At 75.8% G+C, this 17,604-nt stretch carries 16 protein-coding genes; 8 read left to right on the top strand and 8 right to left on the bottom strand.

The features are described 5' to 3' along the window. Window positions 1–6: 6 nt before the first annotated feature. Window positions 7–1,512 (bottom strand): protoporphyrinogen/coproporphyrinogen oxidase, encoded by a 1,506-nt coding sequence (locus tag B5Y66_RS08270; RefSeq protein WP_245807000.1) that lies wholly within the window; start codon window positions 1,510–1,512, stop codon window positions 7–9. Beyond that, entirely contained in the window at window positions 1,509–2,675 is a 1,167-nt protein-coding gene (gene hemE / locus B5Y66_RS08265; protein WP_079573409.1) for a uroporphyrinogen decarboxylase, read from the bottom strand. Before hemE ends, B5Y66_RS08270 begins: the two co-directional genes overlap by 4 nt. Before the next feature lie 49 nt (window positions 2,676–2,724). Here hemE and B5Y66_RS08260 point away from each other — a divergent pair, with 49 nt between their 5' ends. From B5Y66_RS08260 to B5Y66_RS08250, 3 genes are all read left to right on the top strand, one after another. Continuing rightward, window positions 2,725–4,170, top strand: a complete 1,446-nt coding sequence (locus B5Y66_RS08260) for a glutamyl-tRNA reductase (RefSeq protein ID WP_079573407.1) — start codon at window positions 2,725–2,727, stop codon at window positions 4,168–4,170. Window positions 4,171–4,343: 173 nt separating this feature from the next. After that, window positions 4,344–4,718, top strand: a complete 375-nt coding sequence (locus B5Y66_RS08255) for a PLDc N-terminal domain-containing protein (protein ID WP_079573405.1) — start codon at window positions 4,344–4,346, stop codon at window positions 4,716–4,718. Window positions 4,719–4,826: 108 nt separating this feature from the next. Continuing rightward, window positions 4,827–5,777 carry a Ppx/GppA phosphatase family protein gene (locus B5Y66_RS08250; protein WP_079573403.1) on the top strand — a complete coding sequence of 317 codons (951 nt, stop codon included), beginning with the start codon at window positions 4,827–4,829 and terminating at the stop codon, window positions 5,775–5,777. A 3-nt stretch (window positions 5,778–5,780) separates the two neighbouring features. Here B5Y66_RS08250 and B5Y66_RS08245 read toward each other — a convergent pair whose 3' ends face one another. The 4 genes from B5Y66_RS08245 to B5Y66_RS08230 form a co-directional block, all read right to left on the bottom strand. Beyond that, window positions 5,781–6,068 (bottom strand): DUF6510 family protein, encoded by a 288-nt coding sequence (locus B5Y66_RS08245; RefSeq protein ID WP_079573401.1) that lies wholly within the window; start codon window positions 6,066–6,068, stop codon window positions 5,781–5,783. Further along, a complete protein-coding gene (locus B5Y66_RS08240; protein WP_245806999.1) occupies window positions 6,068–6,790 on the bottom strand; it encodes an FAD-binding oxidoreductase in 723 nt (240 codons plus the stop codon). Before B5Y66_RS08240 ends, B5Y66_RS08245 begins: the two co-directional genes overlap by 1 nt. After that, window positions 6,787–7,380, bottom strand: a complete 594-nt coding sequence (locus B5Y66_RS08235; protein ID WP_079573399.1) for a sulfite oxidase-like oxidoreductase — start codon at window positions 7,378–7,380, stop codon at window positions 6,787–6,789. Before B5Y66_RS08235 ends, B5Y66_RS08240 begins: the two co-directional genes overlap by 4 nt. Window positions 7,381–7,477: 97 nt before the next feature. Next, window positions 7,478–8,884, bottom strand: coding sequence for a CoA transferase (locus B5Y66_RS08230; RefSeq protein ID WP_079573397.1), 1,407 nt, complete (start codon window positions 8,882–8,884; stop codon window positions 7,478–7,480). Window positions 8,885–8,961: 77 nt separating this feature from the next. Here B5Y66_RS08230 and B5Y66_RS08225 point away from each other — a divergent pair, with 77 nt between their 5' ends. The 5 genes from B5Y66_RS08225 to B5Y66_RS08205 all read left to right on the top strand — a co-directional run bounded on the left by B5Y66_RS08225 (window position 8,962) and on the right by B5Y66_RS08205 (window position 14,558). Next, window positions 8,962–9,795 carry a DUF5926 family protein gene (locus B5Y66_RS08225; RefSeq protein WP_079573395.1) on the top strand — a complete coding sequence of 278 codons (834 nt, stop codon included), beginning with the start codon at window positions 8,962–8,964 and terminating at the stop codon, window positions 9,793–9,795. 356 nt (window positions 9,796–10,151) lie between these two features. Further along, a complete protein-coding gene (locus tag B5Y66_RS08220) occupies window positions 10,152–10,949 on the top strand; it encodes a glycosyltransferase family 2 protein (RefSeq protein WP_139820834.1) in 798 nt (265 codons plus the stop codon). Between the two features lie 131 nt (window positions 10,950–11,080). Further along, window positions 11,081–12,256, top strand: a complete 1,176-nt coding sequence (locus tag B5Y66_RS08215; protein ID WP_079573391.1) for an ROK family protein — start codon at window positions 11,081–11,083, stop codon at window positions 12,254–12,256. Then, window positions 12,253–13,209: a polysaccharide deacetylase family protein gene (locus tag B5Y66_RS08210; RefSeq protein WP_245806998.1), complete on the top strand. Its 957-nt coding sequence runs from the start codon at window positions 12,253–12,255 to the stop codon at window positions 13,207–13,209. The genes B5Y66_RS08215 and B5Y66_RS08210 overlap by 4 nt, the downstream gene beginning before the upstream one ends. Then, complete coding sequence (locus B5Y66_RS08205; protein WP_079573390.1) at window positions 13,206–14,558, top strand: MFS transporter; 1,353 nt, start codon at window positions 13,206–13,208, stop codon at window positions 14,556–14,558. The genes B5Y66_RS08210 and B5Y66_RS08205 overlap by 4 nt, the downstream gene beginning before the upstream one ends. Here B5Y66_RS08205 and B5Y66_RS08200 read toward each other — a convergent pair. Next, window positions 14,504–15,781 carry an MFS transporter gene (locus B5Y66_RS08200; RefSeq protein WP_079573388.1) on the bottom strand — a complete coding sequence of 426 codons (1,278 nt, stop codon included), beginning with the start codon at window positions 15,779–15,781 and terminating at the stop codon, window positions 14,504–14,506. The genes B5Y66_RS08205 and B5Y66_RS08200 overlap by 55 nt on opposite strands. A gap of 106 nt (window positions 15,782–15,887) precedes the next feature. After that, complete coding sequence (locus tag B5Y66_RS08195; protein ID WP_079573386.1) at window positions 15,888–17,564, bottom strand: glycoside hydrolase family 13 protein; 1,677 nt, start codon at window positions 17,562–17,564, stop codon at window positions 15,888–15,890. Window positions 17,565–17,604 lie beyond the last annotated feature (40 nt).

Raw genomic sequence — 17,604 nt, 5'->3', positions numbered from 1 at the left:
CGTGGGTCAGAGGGCGGCGACGGCGGCCTGCGCGTGCGCGACGATCGCCGCGAGGCCGGTGCCGGCCACCCACCCGCCGGTGACGGCCAGCCCGGGGGTGTGCCCGACGGCGGCGGAGAACGCGGCGACCTCCGCGCGGTAGGCGGGGGTGGGCGGGGGCAGGGAGCCGTCCCAGCGCTGCAGCAGGTGGTCGCGCACGCGGTCGGCGAGGTCGACGCCGAGCAGCACGGACGCGTCGCGGGCGGCCTCCTCGGCGGACGGCGGGTCGGTCGGCGTGCCGATCCGGCCGTACGAGAGCCGCACCACGTGCACGCCCGGCCCGGCGGCGGCGCGGACGCGCTCGGCCAGCCACGGCCACTTCGCGGTCGCGTGCGTGAGCGCCTTGGCGCGCACCTCCGCGGCGCCGCCGCCGTCGGGCGCCACGAGGAGCCCGGAACCGCGGGGGGCGGCGTCGAGCCCGGGGGCGTCGAGCAGCAGCGTCGCGAGCCAGATGTCGGCGCCCCGCTCCGGCGTCGGCACGCGCACCCCGCCCGGGGCGGCGTCGCCCAGCCCCGTCACCCACGGGGCCAGCAGCGGCGCGACCCGCGGCGTCGTCACGATCAGCCGCGGTGCGCGCACCGTGTCGCCGACGGTCGTGGTCACCTGCCAGTCCGCGCCGACCCGCTCCACCCCGTCGACCTGCTGCCCCACGCGCACGGCGGCGTGGATGGGGCCGGTCGCGTCGGTGCGCGGGGACTCGGCGAACTCCTCGGCGCTCGCGGCGATCTCGCCGGTGAGCGCCTCGACGAGGGCGTGGATGCCGCCGTCGATGCCCCGCACGGCGGACCCGGCGGGTGCGGCCGCCCGCAGCTCGCCGACGGCGCGGGAGAGCGACCCGGTGCGGGCGAAGGCGTCGAGCAGCCCGGGCGCGACGGCGGCGACGTCGAGCCGGTCCAGGGGCGCGGAGTGCACCCCGGCGGCGACGGGCCCCACCAGCCGCTCGGTGACCCGCCTGCCCAGCCGCGACCGCACGAGCGAGCCCAGGTCGGTCCGGTCGGCGACGACGCGCGGCAGCACGCGGTCGAGGGCCGCCCGCGCGACGCCGGGCCAGCCGATCGCGCGCCGCACGTCGGGCGCCCACGGCACCGACGGGATGCCGAGCACGCCCGCCTTCGGCAGGGGGAAGGACTGCCCCGCCGCGTACCCCCAGGCGGACAGGGGAGCCGGGCTGACGACGTCGAGCCCGAGCTCGTCGGCCAGGTTGGTGACCGCCGTGCCGCGCGCCGCGAACGACTCCGCGCCGAGGTCCAGCCGCACGCGCGGCAGCGAGCCGAACGCGCCACCGCGCACGGGCCCGCCCACCCGGTCGGAGGCCTCGAGGAGCACCACCTGCAGCCCGCGCTGCACGAGGGTGCGGGCCGCGACGAGACCGCCGATCCCGCCGCCGACGACCACCGCGTCGACGTGCTCCGGCGGCCGCGAGGGTCGGCCGGAACGCACGTCGGGGGCGCCGAGCGGCGGGAGGGGGGTCACAGCGAGTGCACCAGCTCGACGACGCGCGTCAGCACGGTCGGGTCGGTGTCCGGCGGCACGCCGTGCCCCAGGTTGACCACGTGCCCCGGCGCGGCCTGCCCGCGGGCGACGACGTCGCGCACGTGCGCCTCGAGCACGGGCCACGGGGCGCCGAGCAGCGCCGGGTCGATGTTGCCCTGCACGGGCACGGCGCCGCGCGGGTGGTCGGCCAGCAGGGCCGCGGCCTCGTCGAGCGGGGTGCGGTAGTCGACGCCGACGGCGGGGTGCGTGACGCCGGCGGCGTCGAGCACGTCGCGCAGGGCGGGCAGCAGGTGCCCGGTGCCGGTGCCGAAGTGGATCGCCGGGAGGCCGTCGCCGGCGCTCCCGTCCGTGCCCGGCGTGCGAAGGTCGGCGACGTGCGCCAGCGCGGCGGTGGACGACGGCGCGACGTGCGCGGTGTAGTCCGCCAGCGCCAACGAGCCCGCCCAGGAGTCGAAGAGCTGCACGGCGGACGCGCCCGCGAGCACCTGGGCGCGCAGGAAGCGGCCGGTGAGCTCCGCAGTCCAGGCGGTGAGCCGGGCCCACGTCTCGGGGTCGGCGTGCATGAGGGTGCGTGCGGCGAGGTGGTCGCGCGACGGCCGGCCCTCGACGAGGTAGGCGGCCAGCGTGAACGGCGCGCCCCCGAAGCCCAGCAGCGGGACGTCGCCGAGCTCGGCGACGGTGAGGCGCACGGCCTCGGCGATCGGCGCGAGCGCGGCGTCGTCGAGGGTCCGCGACGTGAGCCGCGCGACGTCCTCCGCCGTCCGGTACGGCTGGTCCATGACCGGCCCGACGCCGGGCTTGATGTCGACGTCGACGCCCGCCAGCCTCAGCGGCACCACGATGTCGCTGAAGAAGACGGCGGCGTCCACGTGGTGGCGGCGCACGGGCTGGAGGGTGATTTCCGCGGCGAGCGGTGGCCGGAGGCAGGAGTCGAGCATCCCTACTCCCTGACGGACCTCGCGGTACTCGGGCAGGGACCTGCCGGCCTGCCGCATGAACCACACGGGGGTCACGTCCGGACGTTCACCCCGCAGGGCGCGCACCAGCGGGGCGCGCGACGTCCGGCCGTCGACCAGGGGGTGGTCGGCGGGCAGCAGGTGGGTCTCGCGGCTCGGCTCGGGAGTGATCGTGGGGGATGTCACGGTCCATGATTCTGCCCCGCCGGCTCGTCGCTCTTAAAGTGGAGGCACTGTGGTACTCCTCTCCCTCACCGCCTCGCACCGCGAGCTGGACCTGGACGCGCTCGAGCGGCTGTCCACCGGGTCGGGCTCCGTCGGGCGCGTCGCCGTGGGTTCGTGCGGCCCCGTGCGGGGCTCGGTCGTGATCTCCACGTGCAACCGGTTCGAGCTCTACCTGGACGTGGACGCGCCGGTGCACGGCGACGCCGTCCGGCACGCGACGCGGCACGTCGCGGCGCTCGTCGCGCAGAGCTCGGGGGTGTCCCAGGACGCCGCGGCCGACTCGTTCACGGTCCGCACCGGGCCGGAGGTCACCGAGCACCTCTTCACGGTGGCCGCGGGCCTGGACTCGATGGTCGTGGGGGAGCGGGAGATCGCCGGACAGGTGAAGCGGGCCCTCGCGGAGGCGCGCGCCGACGGCACCACGTCCAAGACTCTCGAGCTGCTGTTCCAGACGGCGTCGCGCACGTCCAAGCGGGTCGGCACCCGGACGGAGCTCGGCGCCGCCGGACGGTCCGTCGTCTCGCTCGGCCTCGACCTCGCGGGCAAGGACCTGATGCAGGGCCCGGCCGACCACGACGGGTCGTGGCGGGGCCTGCGCGTCGTGCTCATCGGCACGGGCTCGTACGCGGGCGCCTCCGTGGCGGCCCTGCGTGCCCGGGGCTGCGACGACGTGCGGGTGTACTCGCGCTCCGGCCGCGCCGAGGTCTTCGCCGAGGGGCACGACGTCGAGCCCGCGCGTGACCTCGTCGCCGCGCTGGCCGACGCCGACCTCGTGGTCTCCTGCTCGGGTGCCCGCGGCCGCCGGCCGGCTCCGTCGGTCGAGCCTGTCGAGGCCATGGGCGGCGGCCGGGCCGAGGTCTCCCTGGAGTACGTGCTCGACGCCGCCGCGGTGGTGCGGTCGCGCGAGCGCGCCGCGGCCGCCGCGGGCGACCCTTCGACAGGCTCAGGACGGCGCGAGACCGGCGGCCCCCTGGTGGTGCTCGACCTGGCGCTGCACCGCGACGTCGACCCGCGCGTCGCGGACGTGGAGGGCGTGCTGCTGTACGACCTGGGCACGCTCAAGGCGCACGCCCCGGCGACGGCGGCGGACGTCGTGGACCGCGCCCGCCGGATCGTGGTCGACGCGGCCGCGGACTTCGAGGAGACGCGCCTGGGCCGCGCGGCCGACGCCGCCGTCGTGGCGCTGTTCGACGCCGCGGAGGTCCGGGTCCGCCGGGAGGTCGACGCGGCCGTGGACCGGCTCGCCACCGAGCTCGCGGCCCGCGGGGAGACCCCGGACGAGTCCGACGTCGACGCGATCGCGCGCGGTGTCCGCCAGCGGATCCACTCCGCCCTGCACGGTCGGATCGTGGCCGTGCGCGCCGACGCGCTGGCCCGGGCCCGGGCCGCGGAGGCCGCCGTCGTGTCGGGTGCCGAGGAGCTCGTCGCGGACGCCGGACGCGCCACCCGCCGCTGACCGTCCCGGCTGTCGCGAACCTCCCGGAGCGACCGGTTCGCCGGGTGGAGGCCCAGATCACCCCGTTTCGACGCGCGCGTCCGGCATGTCGCTACTAGCGTTCCGAGCGCGGGCAACGGGTCCGCCACCGGTCGACCTGTCGATGGTTGGGACCGCTCGAAAGGACACCTGCGATGGAAACCTTCTGGGACTTCTTCTGGTACCTCGTCTGGATCTTCCTGTTCATCGCCTACCTCATGGTGCTGTTCCAGATCCTCACCGACCTGTTCCGCGACCGGGAGCTCTCGGGCTGGTGGAAGGCGGTGTGGGTGGTCCTCCTGATCTTCGTCCCGCTGATCACCGCCCTGGTCTACCTCATCGCCCGTGGCCGCGGGATGTCGGAGCGTCAGCTCACGGCGGTGAAGGAGGCCAAGGCCGGCACCGACGCGTACATCCGGGAGGTCGCGGGCTCCCCGGCCGAGCACATCTCAGCGGCCAAGAAGCTGCTCGACGAGGGCACGATCACGCCCGAGGAGTACGAGCGCCTCAAGGTGAAGGCCCTCTCCTGACCGCTCTCGGCTGAACGACCCAGCCCACGACCCGGCCGCACGACGCCCGGCCCCGCCCCGCGGGACCGGGCGTCGTCGTGCCCGGCCCCGCCGCTACGCTCGGCTGCCATGAGCAGCACAGCCACGACCCCGGCGCCCCGCCTCGGCGTCATCGACATCGGCTCCAACACGGTGCACCTGCTCGTCATGGACGCCCGGCACGGCGTGCGGCCGGTGCCGCACGCGGAGCGCAAGATCACCGTGCGGCTCATGCGGTACCTCGACGCCGACGGCGCGCTGTCGGCCGAGGGCGAGCGGGCGATGCTCGCTGCGGTCGACGACGTCCTCGACGTCGCGCGCGAGTCCGCCGTCGAGGAGCTGCTGCCGATGGCGACGTCCGCGCTGCGCGACGCCGCGAACGGCGCCGCGGTGCTCGCGGAGATCTCGCGCCGGGTGGGTCGCGACGTGCAGGTGCTCTCCGGCGAGGACGAGGCTCGGCTGACGTTCCTCGCCGCGCGGCGCTGGCACGGGTGGGCGGCCGGCCGGCTGCTGGTGCTCGACATCGGCGGCGGCTCGCTGGAGATCGCCTCCGGCGTCGACGAGGAGCCCGACCTCGCCGCGTCGGTCCCGCTGGGCGCCGGTCGGACCACGCGGGCCTTCCTGCCCGACGACCCGCCCGGACCCGACGAGGTCGAGGCCCTGCGCGTGCACTGCCGCACCCTGCTGGCGCCCGTCGTGGAGCGCCTCGCGGCCGTGCCCGCCCCCGACCACGTGGTCGCGACGTCCAAGACCTTCCGCTCCCTGGCCCGGCTCGCCGGCATGCAGCTGGAGGTCGTGGGCCCGGACGAGCGCTGGCGGATGCGCCTGTCGCAGCTGGCCGACTGGGTGCCGCGCCTCGCCCGCATCCCCGCCGAGGGCCGCACCGCGCTGCCGGGCGTCACGCCGGAGCGCACCTACCAGATCGTCGGAGGGGCCGTCGTGGCGGAGGAGACGATGCGGGCCCTCGGGGTCGACGAGGTCGAGATCTGTCCGTGGGCGCTGCGCGAGGGCGCGGTGCTGCAGCGGCTCGACCGTCTGTAGGGGTCAGCCGCCCGGGGCCTGCACCCAGGCCGCGCCGGACGCCGAGACGCGAGGACCGTCGGGTCGTTCGACGACGACGAGCAGGACGGCGGTGCAGGTGGCGCAGCGCACGACGGCGCCCATGGCGGTCAGATACACGGTGGCGCGGGCGAAGACGTCGGTGTGCCCGCAGCTCGCGCAGCGCACGACCGCGAGGGTGGCGTCGAAGGCGTAGACCTCGCTCAGCAGACCGGCCAGGGCGGACCCGTCGAGCGTGGGCCTGTCGTGGACGGGCGCGTCGTGCGTCGTCATCAGGCACCTCCGAAGCGTTCGGTGCGGACGCGGCCGGGCGGGTGCCCGAGCCCGGTGAGCAGCCCGGCGGCCGCCTCGACGAACCCGGTGGGACCGCAGACGAACACCGACGTGCCGTCGTCGGGACCGAACCCGGGGGCGGTGAGGTCGGCGGTCGTGATCCGCCCGGGCGGGGTGGGCCAGCCGGGCGGGGCCTGGCGGGTGTAGACCCACCGTGCCTGCAGGCCGGGGTCGGGGGCGTCGATCTCCTCGCGCTCGATCGCGTCGCCGGGGGCGCGCACGGAGCACACGAGGCGGAACGGGGCGTGGCGCCCGGGCTGCTGCCCGGCGCTGCGGCGGGCGCGCAGCATCGCGAGGAACGGCACGACGCCCGAGCCGCCGGCCACGAGGAGCACCGGAGCGGGGTCGTCGTCGTGCCACACGAAGTACCCGCCCAGCGGTCCGCGGATCTCGAGCTGGTCGCCGGGCCGCGCGTCGTGCACGAGGTAGGGCGAGACCTCTCCGCCGGGCACCTCGTCCACCACGAGGTCGACCCGCTCGTCGTGCCCGGCCCGGGCCAGGGAGTAGGCGCGGGTGGCCTGGTAGCCGTCCGGCGCGGTCAGCCGCAGGTCGACGTGCTGGCCCGGCAGCGCGCCGGCGAACCCGGGCGCGGACAGGGTCAGCGCGCGGGCCGTGCCCGTCAGGGGCCGGGCCCCGACGACGGTCGCGACGTGCCAGCTCACGCGTACCGCTGCTCGAGCCAGGGGTCGCCGTAGGCGTGGTACCCGTTCTGCTCCCAGAAGCCCAGGTCCTCGTCGTCCATCAGGTCCAGGCCGCGCAGCCACTTCGCGCTCTTCCAGAAGTACAGGTGCGGCACCAGCAACCGCGCCGGGCCGCCGTGCACCGGATCCAGCGGCTCGCCCTCGAACTCGAACGCCACCCACGCCTGCCCGTCGAGCAGGTCCTGCAGCGGCAGGTTGGTCGTGTACCCGCCGTAGGAGCGCGCCATGACGAACTCCGCACTCGTCTCCACGTCCGCCAGCAGCGTGTCGAGGGAGACCCCCCGCCACGTCGTGCCGAGCTTGGACCAGTGCGTGACGCAGTGGATGTCCGTCTCGACGTCCTCGGCCGGCAGCGCCATCAGCTGCTCCCACGACCACGAGGTGCCCTCGCCCGTCTCCGTGCGGACCGTCAGCTCCCAACGGGACTCGTCCACGTTCGGCGTCGGGCCCGCCGACAGCACCGGGAAGTCGTCGGTCACGAACTGCCCCGGCGGGATCTCGTGCTCCGGCTCGGGCCGTCGCCCCCCGAACCCCCGCGTCACGACCGCCATCGCCGACTCCTCCCGCCGCAGCCCGCCCGGGCGGTGCGCGCCGGGGACAGGTCCGATGAGACCAGAGGCGCGCGCTCCTCGCACCCGGCCGCCGCCGTCACGGCGACGACGGCGGCGGAGACGTCGCCCAGGCCCCGTGGTCGCCGCCCCACGGGTGAGCAGGTGCGGGGTGGTCGTCGTGCCCCGGGAGCGCGGGGCGAGCGGTCGTGACGCGCGGCCGGTGGCCGTGGCTCACGACGGCGTCCGGCCCGGGGACGGCGGCCTCCGGGTGCGCGGCGTCGCGGCCGTCGGCGTCGAGCAGCCACGCGGCCGTGCGGGCCAGCGCGGACGAGACGGTCCGCCCGCGCCCGTCGGCGCCGCGGGCGGCGAGCGCGTCGAGGACCCCGGCCGCGAGCAGGTACCCCGTCGCGTGGTCGAGCGCCTGCGCCGGCAGCGCGCCGGGGGCGTCGCCGTCGGGGGACTCGACCAGGGCGATGCCCGACGCCGCCTGCACGATCGAGTCGAACCCCCGTCGGCGCGCCCACGGCCCGTCGTCGCCCCAGGCGGAGACGTGCGCGACGACGGCGCCGGGCGGCGGGCGCAGCCCGAACACGTCGAGAGCCCCCGGCCGGTAGCCGGTGACCAGCACGTCCGCACCGGTCAGCAGCGCCTGGGCGCGCTCGCGGTCGCCCGGGTCGTGCAGGTCGAGCAGCGTGCTGCGCTTGCCCTGCCCGACGTCGAGGTGCTGGTGCCGGATCTCGGCCGGCACCGGGGGGTCGACGCGCAGCACGTCCGCGCCGAGCGCGGCCAGCGCGCGGGTGGCCACGGGGCCGGCGATGACGCGCGTCAGGTCGAGCACCCGCACCCCCGCCAGCGGGACCGGGCCGCCGGCCGGTGCCGCGGGACGCCCGACGACGTCGTCGCGGACGCCGGCTCGGACGAGCGGCCCCTCGTGCGCTGCCCGGCCGGGCGCCGACCCTCGCCACTCCGCCTCGGCCCGGACCCGGGCGACGACGGCGCCGACCACCGCGGCGTCGTCCTCGAGCGCGCCGGCGGAGGCGTCGGCGAGGCGGGCGGCGAACCCGTCGCGGTCGGTGTCGTCGGGCAGGTCCAGCAGGCGCAGCAGCCGGGCGCGGTGGTGCGGGTAGTTGGCGTGCGTGCGCACCCAGCCGTCGCCGGTGCGGAAGAACCCCGACAGCGGCGCGAACCCCGCCACGGGGCGGCCGTCGAGCCGCAGCAGCCGGTCCGAGCCGAACGACGCCGCGACCCGCGCGGGCGACGGTCCGCGCTCCACCAGCGGCCCCGTCGCGCCCGCCCGGGCGGCGGCGGAGCACAGCGCCGCGACCGACCCGAGCGCCAGGTCCGCCGCCGGCAGCGTCGCCGCGAGCCAGCCGTCGCGCTCACCGTCGAGGTCCGCGGTCCGGTGCGCCGCGCCGTCGTCGCGAGCGTCCGCCGCGTCGTCGTGCGCGAGCCCGCGCGCGACCCCCGACCGGTAGTCCGCCACCAGGCGGCGCCACCTCTCCATCCGGCCACCGTACCGACGCCCGATGCGGACTACCTCGCGCGGGGAGGGGGCGGTGCGGGGCGGATAGGATCGCGGACATGGTCAAGAGCTCTGCTTCCGCCCCCGTCCTGCGTCCGTTCGAGGGTCTTCCCGGGGAGGCGGACTGGGTCGCGCTGCGCGAGGTGGTGCCGTCCGCGACGGCGACGGCGCGGACGACGGCGGACCACGGCGGACGGGACGTCACCGTCACCACCGTCCTGCCGGGCGGCTGGTGCGCGCTGCACCGCGAGGACGGCACGGTGCTGCTGGCGCTGCACGGCATGGGCAGCTCCGACGACCTCAGCCGCGACCTCGCCGCGGCGCTGCTCGTGGCGCTGGCTGCGGAGCCGGGCACGGGCGTGCTGCCCGAGGAGCTGCCGGCCGTGCAGGACGGCGACCCGCGCCTGCAGGACGTGCTCGATGTCGACGTCCCGTTCGAGGTGAGCGTGCACGACGGCTACGACTACTGGATCGACTCCGGCACGCAGATGACGGACGAGATCCGCGAGTCGCTCGCGGAGGCGGCCGAGGCCTCGATCCCGACCGTCAAGCTGGCGTCGGTGCCGGCGGCGTACTGGTGCCAGATGTCGCGCGAGTTCCTGCGCTGGGCGCGCACCGAGGACGAGGACGCCGTCGTCGACGCGGTCGCGCGGCTGCACGCGCGCCGCGAGTCCGGCCTGGCCGGGGGCAAGTTCCTCGGGATGTTCCGTGCCTGCGGGCTCGTCGTGCCGGTCTGGGAGCTGCCGCGCGGCACCGAGGCGGCCGAGCTGGAGGAGCCGGTGGCGGAGCTCGCGCGCAAGCTCGACGAGGCGCTCGCCGTCACCGACCCGCTGGACGCGAACGAGCGACGCGCCCGGGCCGGTATCGTCTCCCGACAGGTGACGCTGCGCTGATGCAGCGGCGCGACCCGGCTCCGCACGATCTTCACGGCATGTCCCGGACGACACCGTTTCTTGACCCGAGGTCGGGCGTTCCGGGGGAGTACAGTTTCTCGGGAAAAGTTTGCTCTTCTGATCCTCGGTGATTCCCCCAAGGGGACACCGCACAGCACGCCGGGCGGGCTGCCCGGCCGACACGGGCGAGACCCAACAGGCAGGGAGTCGTGAACACGGACCACGGGGCGACCCGAACGGGCGCTGAGGTGTCCACCAGCCAGGACGATGCCGGCGAGCGGAATCGCGTCGCCGGCCACGAAGGCAGCGCCGGGGGCGCCGGGGGCGGCGCCTCCGTCGCCACCCGCGTCGGCGCCTTGCCGGTCGCGAAGACCCCACGGCCGCCGACGGCCCAGGGGCGTCGCAACCCGCAGCGCGTCGCGGTGATCATCCCCGCGAAGGACGAGTCCGCGCGCATCGCCGCGACCGTGCGCTCGGCCCGCGCCATCCCGCACGTCGACCTCGTCCTCGTCGTCGACGACGGCTCGACCGACGAGACGCAGCACGTCGCCCGTGACGCCGGTGCCGTCGTCGTGCGGCACTCGCACAACCGCGGCAAGGCGGCCGCGATGGAGACCGGCGCGGCCGTGGTCGCCATGCGCGACGCCGACGGCCGGGCTCCTCGGCTGCTGCTGTTCGTGGACGGTGACCTCGGCGACACGGCCGTGAACACGGCCCCGCTGGTCGCGCCGGTGCGCGAGGGGGTCGCGGACCTGGCGATCGCGCTGCTGCCCCGGCAGACCGGGGCCGGTGGCCGCGGCATCGTCGTCGGCACGGCGCGGCGCGCCATCCAGCACCTCACCGGGTGGAGCCCAAGCCAGCCGCTGTCCGGGATGCGCTGCCTCACCCGCGAGGCGTTCGAGTCGGCGACGCCCCTGGCCCACGGCTGGGGCGTCGAGACCGGCATGACGATCGACCTGCTGCGGCAGGGGTACGTCGCCGTCGAGGTGCCGTGCGATCTCAGGCACCGGGCGTCGTCGAACGACCTCAAGGGGCAGCTGCACCGGGCCGGGCAGTACCGCGACGTGGTGCTCGCGGTCAACGCGCGGCGGGTGCGCGGAGCGGTGGACGCGGTCCGCGGCATCGGCCGGTCGCACGACCACGCGTCGTCATGAGCCTGGACCGGGTCGGCGTCCGATCTGCATCCTGATCTGCACCGACACGTCGCGTCGACAACGTCGCAGGGGCGTGGCTAGGCTCGCAGCGCCGGGACGATCGCGTCCCACCCTGTCCCGACGGAGGCCCGATGCCCACCCCTGACACCGGAATCCTGGGCCCGCTGCGCGGGTCCGACGTCCTCGAGGTGCTCGACGCGCTGGTGTCCGGCGGTCCCGCCGGCGAGCCGGCGGTGGCCGAGGTGACGGGTCTGCCGCGTGTGACCGTCGCCCACGCGCTGTCGTCGCTCGCGGCGGCCGGCGCGGTCGCCACCGACGACGCCGAGGGGCGCTTCCGCGTCGACCCGGACGCCGCGTTCGGGCTCGGCGTGGACGTCGCCCGGGACCGGGTGCGGGTCGCCCTGGTGGACGCCACGGGAGCGGTCCGGGCGCGCGCGGAGCGGCGCGACGTGCAGCGCACGCCGGTGGCGCGGGCGCGCGCGGCGGCGGTGCTGGCGAACTCCTGCCGGGAGGATGTGGAGGCGCGGCTCGAGCCGGGCCGCCGGATCGAGGTGAGCCGCGCGGTCGTCGCCTTCCCCGCCGTGGTGGGGGACGACCGCACCACCGTGCTGCACGTGCCGGGCTACGAGAAGGGCGGGACGGCGCTGCACGACGCGCTGGTCGACGCCCTCGGCTGCCCGGTGTCGCTGGACAACGACGTGAACCTTGCCGCGGTGGCGGAGCAGCATCGTGGCGCCGGCCGCGGTCGGTCGTCGTTCGTCACGATCTCGTTCGGCGAGGGCTTCGGCGCCGGGATCGTGCTGGACGGTCGTCTCCACCGGGGAGCCGCGGGGATCGCGGGCGAGGTCGCGTTCCTGCCGCAGCCGGGGCACGCCCTGGGCGAGCAGGTGCTCGGCGACGCCGCGATCGCCGCCCTCGCGAAGGACCACGACCTGCCGGAGGACGTCACGGTCCGTGAGCTGATCGACCGCGCGGAGGCCGGGGACGGCGTCGCGGCGGAGGTCGTCGCGGAGCTGACGCGCCGGGTGGCCGTCGTCGTCGCGTCCCTGGCGATCGTGCTCGACCCGGAGGCCTTCGTCCTCGCGGACGAGGCTGCCCGCGCCCCGATCCACGCCCCGGTCGCCGCGTACCTGCGCGACCGCGTCGGCGTCCTGCCCGTGCGCGTCGAGGCGTCGCCGCTCGGCGCGGACGGCGCCGTCCTGGGGGCCGCGCACGCGGCGGGAGAGGCGCTGCGCGCCCGCGTGGCGGCGGACGCCGCGGCGGCCGTGCCGGGCGGCGACGCGAGCGTGGACGGGGCGCCCCGGTGAGCGCGGCCGGCGCACCGCTGTCCGACCTCACCGCGCGCCTCGGTCTCGGCCCCGACGCCCGCGCGATCATCCTCAACGCGGACGACCTGGGCATGTGCCGGGCCGCCAACCGCGCGATCCTGCCGCTGCTCGCGGCCGGGCACCTCGACTCGGCGACCGTCATGGTGCCGTGCCCGTGGGCGCCGGACGCCCTGGCCGCTGCCGCGGCCGACCCCGGCCTGGACGTCGGCGTGCACCTGGTCCTCACGAGCGAGTGGACCCGCTACCGGTGGCGGCCCCTCACGGGGGTAGACACGTCGCTCGTCGACGCGGCGGGGTACTTCCCCGCGGCGGTCGACGTCGTCGAGCGGCAGGCGCAGGACGACGACGTCGCGGCCGAGCTCGCGGCGCAGCTCGACGCCGCGCTCGGGGCGGGCGTCGACGTCAGCCACCTGGACAACCACATGGGGTCGGTCTACGGGCTCGTGACGGGGCGCTCGTTCCTGCCGCAGGTGCTCGCGCTCGCGGCCGAGCGCGGCCTGCCGTTCCGGCTCCCGCGCTCCCTGGAGGGGCTCGCGGCCGTCGGCGCGGACCCGGACGCGCCGGGGTCGCAGACGATCCTCGACACCGCCACGGCGGCCGCCGACGCGGCGGGCGTGGTCATCCTCGACCGCCTGTGGTCGCACCCGTTCGAGCTCGTGGGGGAGGGCACGCCCGACGCCGAGAGCTACGAGGCGGTGAAGGCCGGGTTCCTCGACCTCCTGCGGCGCGTCGGCCCCGGGGTCACCGAGATCTTCCTGCACCCGATGCTCCCGGGTGACGAGCTCACCGACGCCGTCGACTACGCGGCGCCCAAGCGCGGCTACGAGGAGCGGCTGCTGCGCGACCCGGACGTCGCCGCCGTGATCGCCGCGGAGGGGCTGGTGCGCCTGGGCTGGCGCGACCTGCGTGCCGTGCAGCGGGGGGAGCGGTGACCTCGCTCGCCGGGCTGCGCGACCGACGGCTCGTGGGCGCGCCCACCCGGACCCAGGCCGTCGCGTACGGGGCGTCGGCGTTCCCGGCGAACCTCATGCTGCAGACGTTCTCGGCGTTCGTCGTGTTCTTCTACGTCGACCGCCTGGGTGTGCCCGCCGGGTGGGTCGCCGGTGCGATGGTGGCGCACGGCATCCTCAACGCGGTGCTCAACCCGCTGGTGGGCGCGGCGTCCGACCGGCGGCGCACGCGCTGGGGCCGGCGGGTGCCGTGGATCGTGCTGGGGATCGTGCCGCTCGTCGTGGCGTTCGCGCTCGTGTGGATGCCGCCGCCACTGCCACCGGCGGGGCTGGTGGTGTGGTTCCTGCTCGTGGTGGCCGTGTTCGACGTCGCGTACGTGGCGGTCGTGCTCAACGTGTCCGCGCTGTTCCCGGAGATCTTCCGCACGACGGCGGAGCGGGCGCGCGGCAACGCGCCCCGGCAGCTCTTCGCGCTGGTCGGGATGATCCTCGGCACGGCCGGGGCCCCGCTGCTGTACGACGCGATCGGCTGGACCGGGATGGGCGTCGCGCTCGCCGTGGTGTGCGCCGCGTTCTTCGCGTGGTCCCTGCTGGGCATGGTGGAGCGGGACGCCGACGACGCGGTGCGCGCCCGGGAGTCCGCCGTCGGGCTGCGCGACCAGCTGCGGTACACGTTCGCCAACCGCGCGTTCGTGACGTACGTGCTGGGGTCGCTGCTGCTGCAGAGCACGACGGCGGTGCTGCTGGCCGGGATCCCGTTCTACGTGAAGTACACCGTGGGCGGCGCCGACGCCGACGCCACGCTGCTGCTGGCGCCGATCTTCGTGGCCGCGATCCCCGCGATCTGGGGCTGGTCGTGGGTGGTGCGCCGGCTCGGGCCGCGCACCACGATGCTCGCCGTCGTCGCCGTCTACGGGCTCGCGACGTGCCTGTACCTGCTGCCCACCACCGTGCTCGGCGCCGCGGCGGCCGGGATCGCCGTCGGCCTCGGCGTCGCGGGCCTCATGCAGGTGCTGGAGGTCGCGCTCGCGCAGGTGATCGACGACGACGAGGGCCGCACCGGCCTGCGCCGCGAGGGCATGTACTTCGGCGCCAACGGCTTCGTGGTGCGCGGGTCGGTGGTGGTGCAGGCGGTGGTCGTGGCGGGCGCGCTCGCCGCGAGCGGGTACGTCGAGGGCGCGTCGACGCAGGTGCCCGAGGTGGCCACCGGCATCCGCATGCTGATCGGCGGTGTGCCGGTGGTCCTCGCTGCCCTGGCGTTCGTCTGCTTCTGGCTCTACCCCTTGCGCTCCGCGGTGCCGAGCACTCCCGTCCCCGCCGTCGGTCCCTGAGCCGGACGGTCGGCCCGCCGGGCGACGAGCCGGTTGAGACGTTCGGACATGAGCAGGCCCAGCGCCACGAGCACGGCGAGGAACAGCGGGAAGATCCAGGTTCCTGCCCAGGTCGAGAGCACGCCGAAGGTGGGCGGAGCGAGCGTCGAGCCGGTGTAGGCCGCGGCCATCTGGATCCCGATCACGGCCTGGGAGTTGCGCGCGCCGAAGTTGACCGGGGTGGAGTGGATGATCGCGGGGTAGATCGGCGCGCACCCGAGTCCCGCGACGACGAGGCCGACCAGGGCAGGCACGGGCGTGCCGGCGGGGAGGGCGATCAGCAGGACCCCGAGCCCGACGGCCGCGAAGCCGCCGCGGATCAGGTGCTTGTCGCCGACGTGGTCGGCGAAGAAGCCGGCGAGGAACCGCCCGCCGGTGATGCCGAGGAGGAAGAGGGAGGCGAACGCGGCCGCGGTGGCGTCCTCGACCCCGCGGTCGGTGACCAGGTACGTCGACGCCCACAGGATCGCGGTGCTCTCGAGCGCGCAGTACGCGAAGAAGGCGGCCAGGATCAGGACGACGCCGGGGATCCGCAGCGCCGTCGCGAGCGGGACGTGGGAGTGTCCGCCTCCCGACGGCCCGGCGCCGGACGGCTGACCGTCGGGGGCCGCGTCGGTCCCGGCCGGAGGCGCCGGTCTGACCTTCCCCCAGAGCGGGATGCTGATGATCAGCACGAACGTGAGCACAGCCTGCGCGAGGCCGACGATGCGGTAGGCGCTGGACCAGCCCAGACCCGAGGTGATGGCGTAGCTCATGATGAACGGGCTGATCGAGGCGCCCAGCCCCCAGAAGCTGTGCAGCCAGTTCATGTGCCGCGCCGCGAAGTGCAGGGCGACGTAGTTGTTGAGGGCCGCGTCCACCGCGCCGGCCCCCAGCCCGTAGGGAACGGCCCAGAGGCAGAGCAGCCAGAACGAGCCCGAGACGGAGAAGCCCACGAGCGCAGCGGCGGTCAGCCCGACGCTGACGGCGGTGACGACGCCGACGCCGAACCGCCTCGTCATCCGCTCGGACGCCAGGCTGGAGAGGATCGTCCCGCCGGCGATGATCATGGTGATGATGCCGGCGAAGGCGACGGGGACGCCGAGGTCCTGGTGCATCACGGGCCAGCCGGCCCCGACGAGGGAGTCCGGGAGCCCGAGGCTGACGAAGGCGACGTAGATGATCGCCAGGAGGAGCGAGTACACGGCGGGGTGGGTCGCCTTTCACTGGCGTCTGGTGGGAGTACGAGCCAGCCGACCACCCTAGGACAGGTGATCGGCCGGCTCGACCGCGGGTGGTGTCAGGCGGGCGTCAGGACTGGAGCCAGGCGGTCGTCCCGCCGGGCAGCGCGCCGTCGGCCAACGGGCCGCTGGTCAGCAGCACCTCGCCGTCGGGCAGCGGCACGGCGTCGGACCCGAAGTTGGTGACGCTGGTCCAGCCGTTCGGGCGGCGGAACGCGAGCACGTCCGGCGAGCCGGTCTCGAGCCACTCGAGCTCCTCGGCGGTCTGCAGCTTGCGCCGCAGGTCGAGGGCGGAGCGGTAGAGCGTCAGCGTGGAGCCCTCGACGCCGTCCTGCACCGCCGCGGCGTGCTCGGCGAACCAGGCCGGCTGGGGCAGGTGCGACGGGCCGTCGCCGAAGCCGAGGGAGGGCCCGTCCGCGGTCCAGGGCAGCGGCACGCGGCAGCCGTCGCGACCGATCTCGACGCCCCGGTTGCGGAAGAACGTCGGGTCCTGGCGCTCGCCGTCGGGGATGTCCGCGACCTCGTGCAGGCCGAGCTCCTCGCCCTGGTAGAGGTACGACGAGCCGGGCAGCGCCAGCTCGAGCAGGGTCGCCGCGCGGGCCTTGGCCAGCCCGGCCTCGCGGTCGAGGTCGGACTCCGGGCCCCCGGCGAGCAGCCAGTCCGTGCCGCCCTTGCGGCGGTCGTCCCCGCGGGGTGGCAGGCCGTACCGGCTGGCGTGCCGCACGACGTCGTGGTTGGAGAAGACCCACGTGGTCGACGAGCCCGACGCGGCGGCCAGCGCCAGGTTGGCCGTGATGATGCGGCGGAACTGCGCGGCGTCGAAGTCGGCCTCGAGCAGGTCGAAGTTGAACGCCTGCCCCAGCCCGTCCCGGCTCGCGTACCGCGCGCGCCGCTCGGCGGAACCCACCCATGCCTCGGCGACGGCGGTGCGCGGCGGGTCGTAGGAGTCGAAGACCTCGCGCCACCCGACGTACACGTCGTGCACGTCGTCGCGGTCGAACAGGGGGTGCTGGCCGTCGCGCGGCAGCGCCTCGAGCTCGGCCTGGGACGGGAGGGGCTCGCCCGGGGCGGGCAGGTCCTTGGTGAGCATGTGCGCGACGTCGATGCGGAAGCCGTCCACGCCGCGGTCGGACCAGAAGCGCAGGGTGCGCAGGAAGTCCTCGCGCACCTCGGGGTTGTCCCAGTTGAGGTCCGGCTGCTCGACGGCGAAGTGGTGGAAGTACCACTGACCGTCGCCCACCGGCTCCCAGGCGGGCCCGCCGAAGGTGGAGGTCCAGTCCGCGGGCGGCAGCTCGCCGTGCTCGCCGAGCCCGTCGCGGAAGAGGTAGCGGTCGCGGGCGGGTGAGCCCTTCGGCGCGGCGAGCGCCTCGGCGAACCACGCGTGCAGGTTCGACGTGTGGTTGGGGACGATGTCGACGACGACGTGGATCCCGGCGCCGTGCAGCGCCGCCACCATCTCGTCGAAGTCGTCGAGCGTGCCGATCTTGGGGTCGACGTCGCGGTAGTCGGCGACGTCGTACCCGCCGTCGGCCAGCGCCGACGGGTAGAACGGGCTGAGCCACACGGCGTCGATCCCGAGGGCGGCCAGGTAGTCGACGCGGGAGGTGATGCCGCGCAGGTTGCCGATGCCGTCGCCGTCGGAGTCCGCGAAGCTGCGCGGGTAGATCTGGTAGACGGCGGCCTGGCGCCACCACGTGGGGTCGGACGTCGCGCCGTCGGCGGCGGGGAGGTCGAGCAGGTCGGTCATGGGTACATGCCCTTCTTCGTGTGGTGCGGTCGGGGTGCGG

It is taken from the genome of Krasilnikoviella flava (genome assembly GCF_900167525.1).
Classification (GTDB): Bacteria; Actinomycetota; Actinomycetes; order Actinomycetales; family Cellulomonadaceae; genus Isoptericola; species Isoptericola flavus.
This window is presented reverse-complemented; position numbering and strand designations above follow the sequence as displayed.

Coding starts and splice junctions, on each gene's coding strand:
- B5Y66_RS08225 (WP_079573395.1), top strand. CDS start 8,962: ATGGTCAAGAGCTCTGCTTCCGCCCCCGTCCTGCGTCCGTTCGAGGGT.
- B5Y66_RS08230 (WP_079573397.1), bottom strand. CDS start 8,884: ATGGAGAGGTGGCGCCGCCTGGTGGCGGACTACCGGTCGGGGGTCGCG.
- B5Y66_RS08235 (WP_079573399.1), bottom strand. CDS start 7,380: ATGGCGGTCGTGACGCGGGGGTTCGGGGGGCGACGGCCCGAGCCGGAG.
- B5Y66_RS08250 (WP_079573403.1), top strand. CDS start 4,827: ATGAGCAGCACAGCCACGACCCCGGCGCCCCGCCTCGGCGTCATCGAC.
- B5Y66_RS08255 (WP_079573405.1), top strand. CDS start 4,344: ATGGAAACCTTCTGGGACTTCTTCTGGTACCTCGTCTGGATCTTCCTG.
- B5Y66_RS08195 (WP_079573386.1), bottom strand. CDS start 17,564: ATGACCGACCTGCTCGACCTCCCCGCCGCCGACGGCGCGACGTCCGAC.
- B5Y66_RS08245 (WP_079573401.1), bottom strand. CDS start 6,068: ATGACGACGCACGACGCGCCCGTCCACGACAGGCCCACGCTCGACGGG.
- B5Y66_RS08215 (WP_079573391.1), top strand. CDS start 11,081: ATGCCCACCCCTGACACCGGAATCCTGGGCCCGCTGCGCGGGTCCGAC.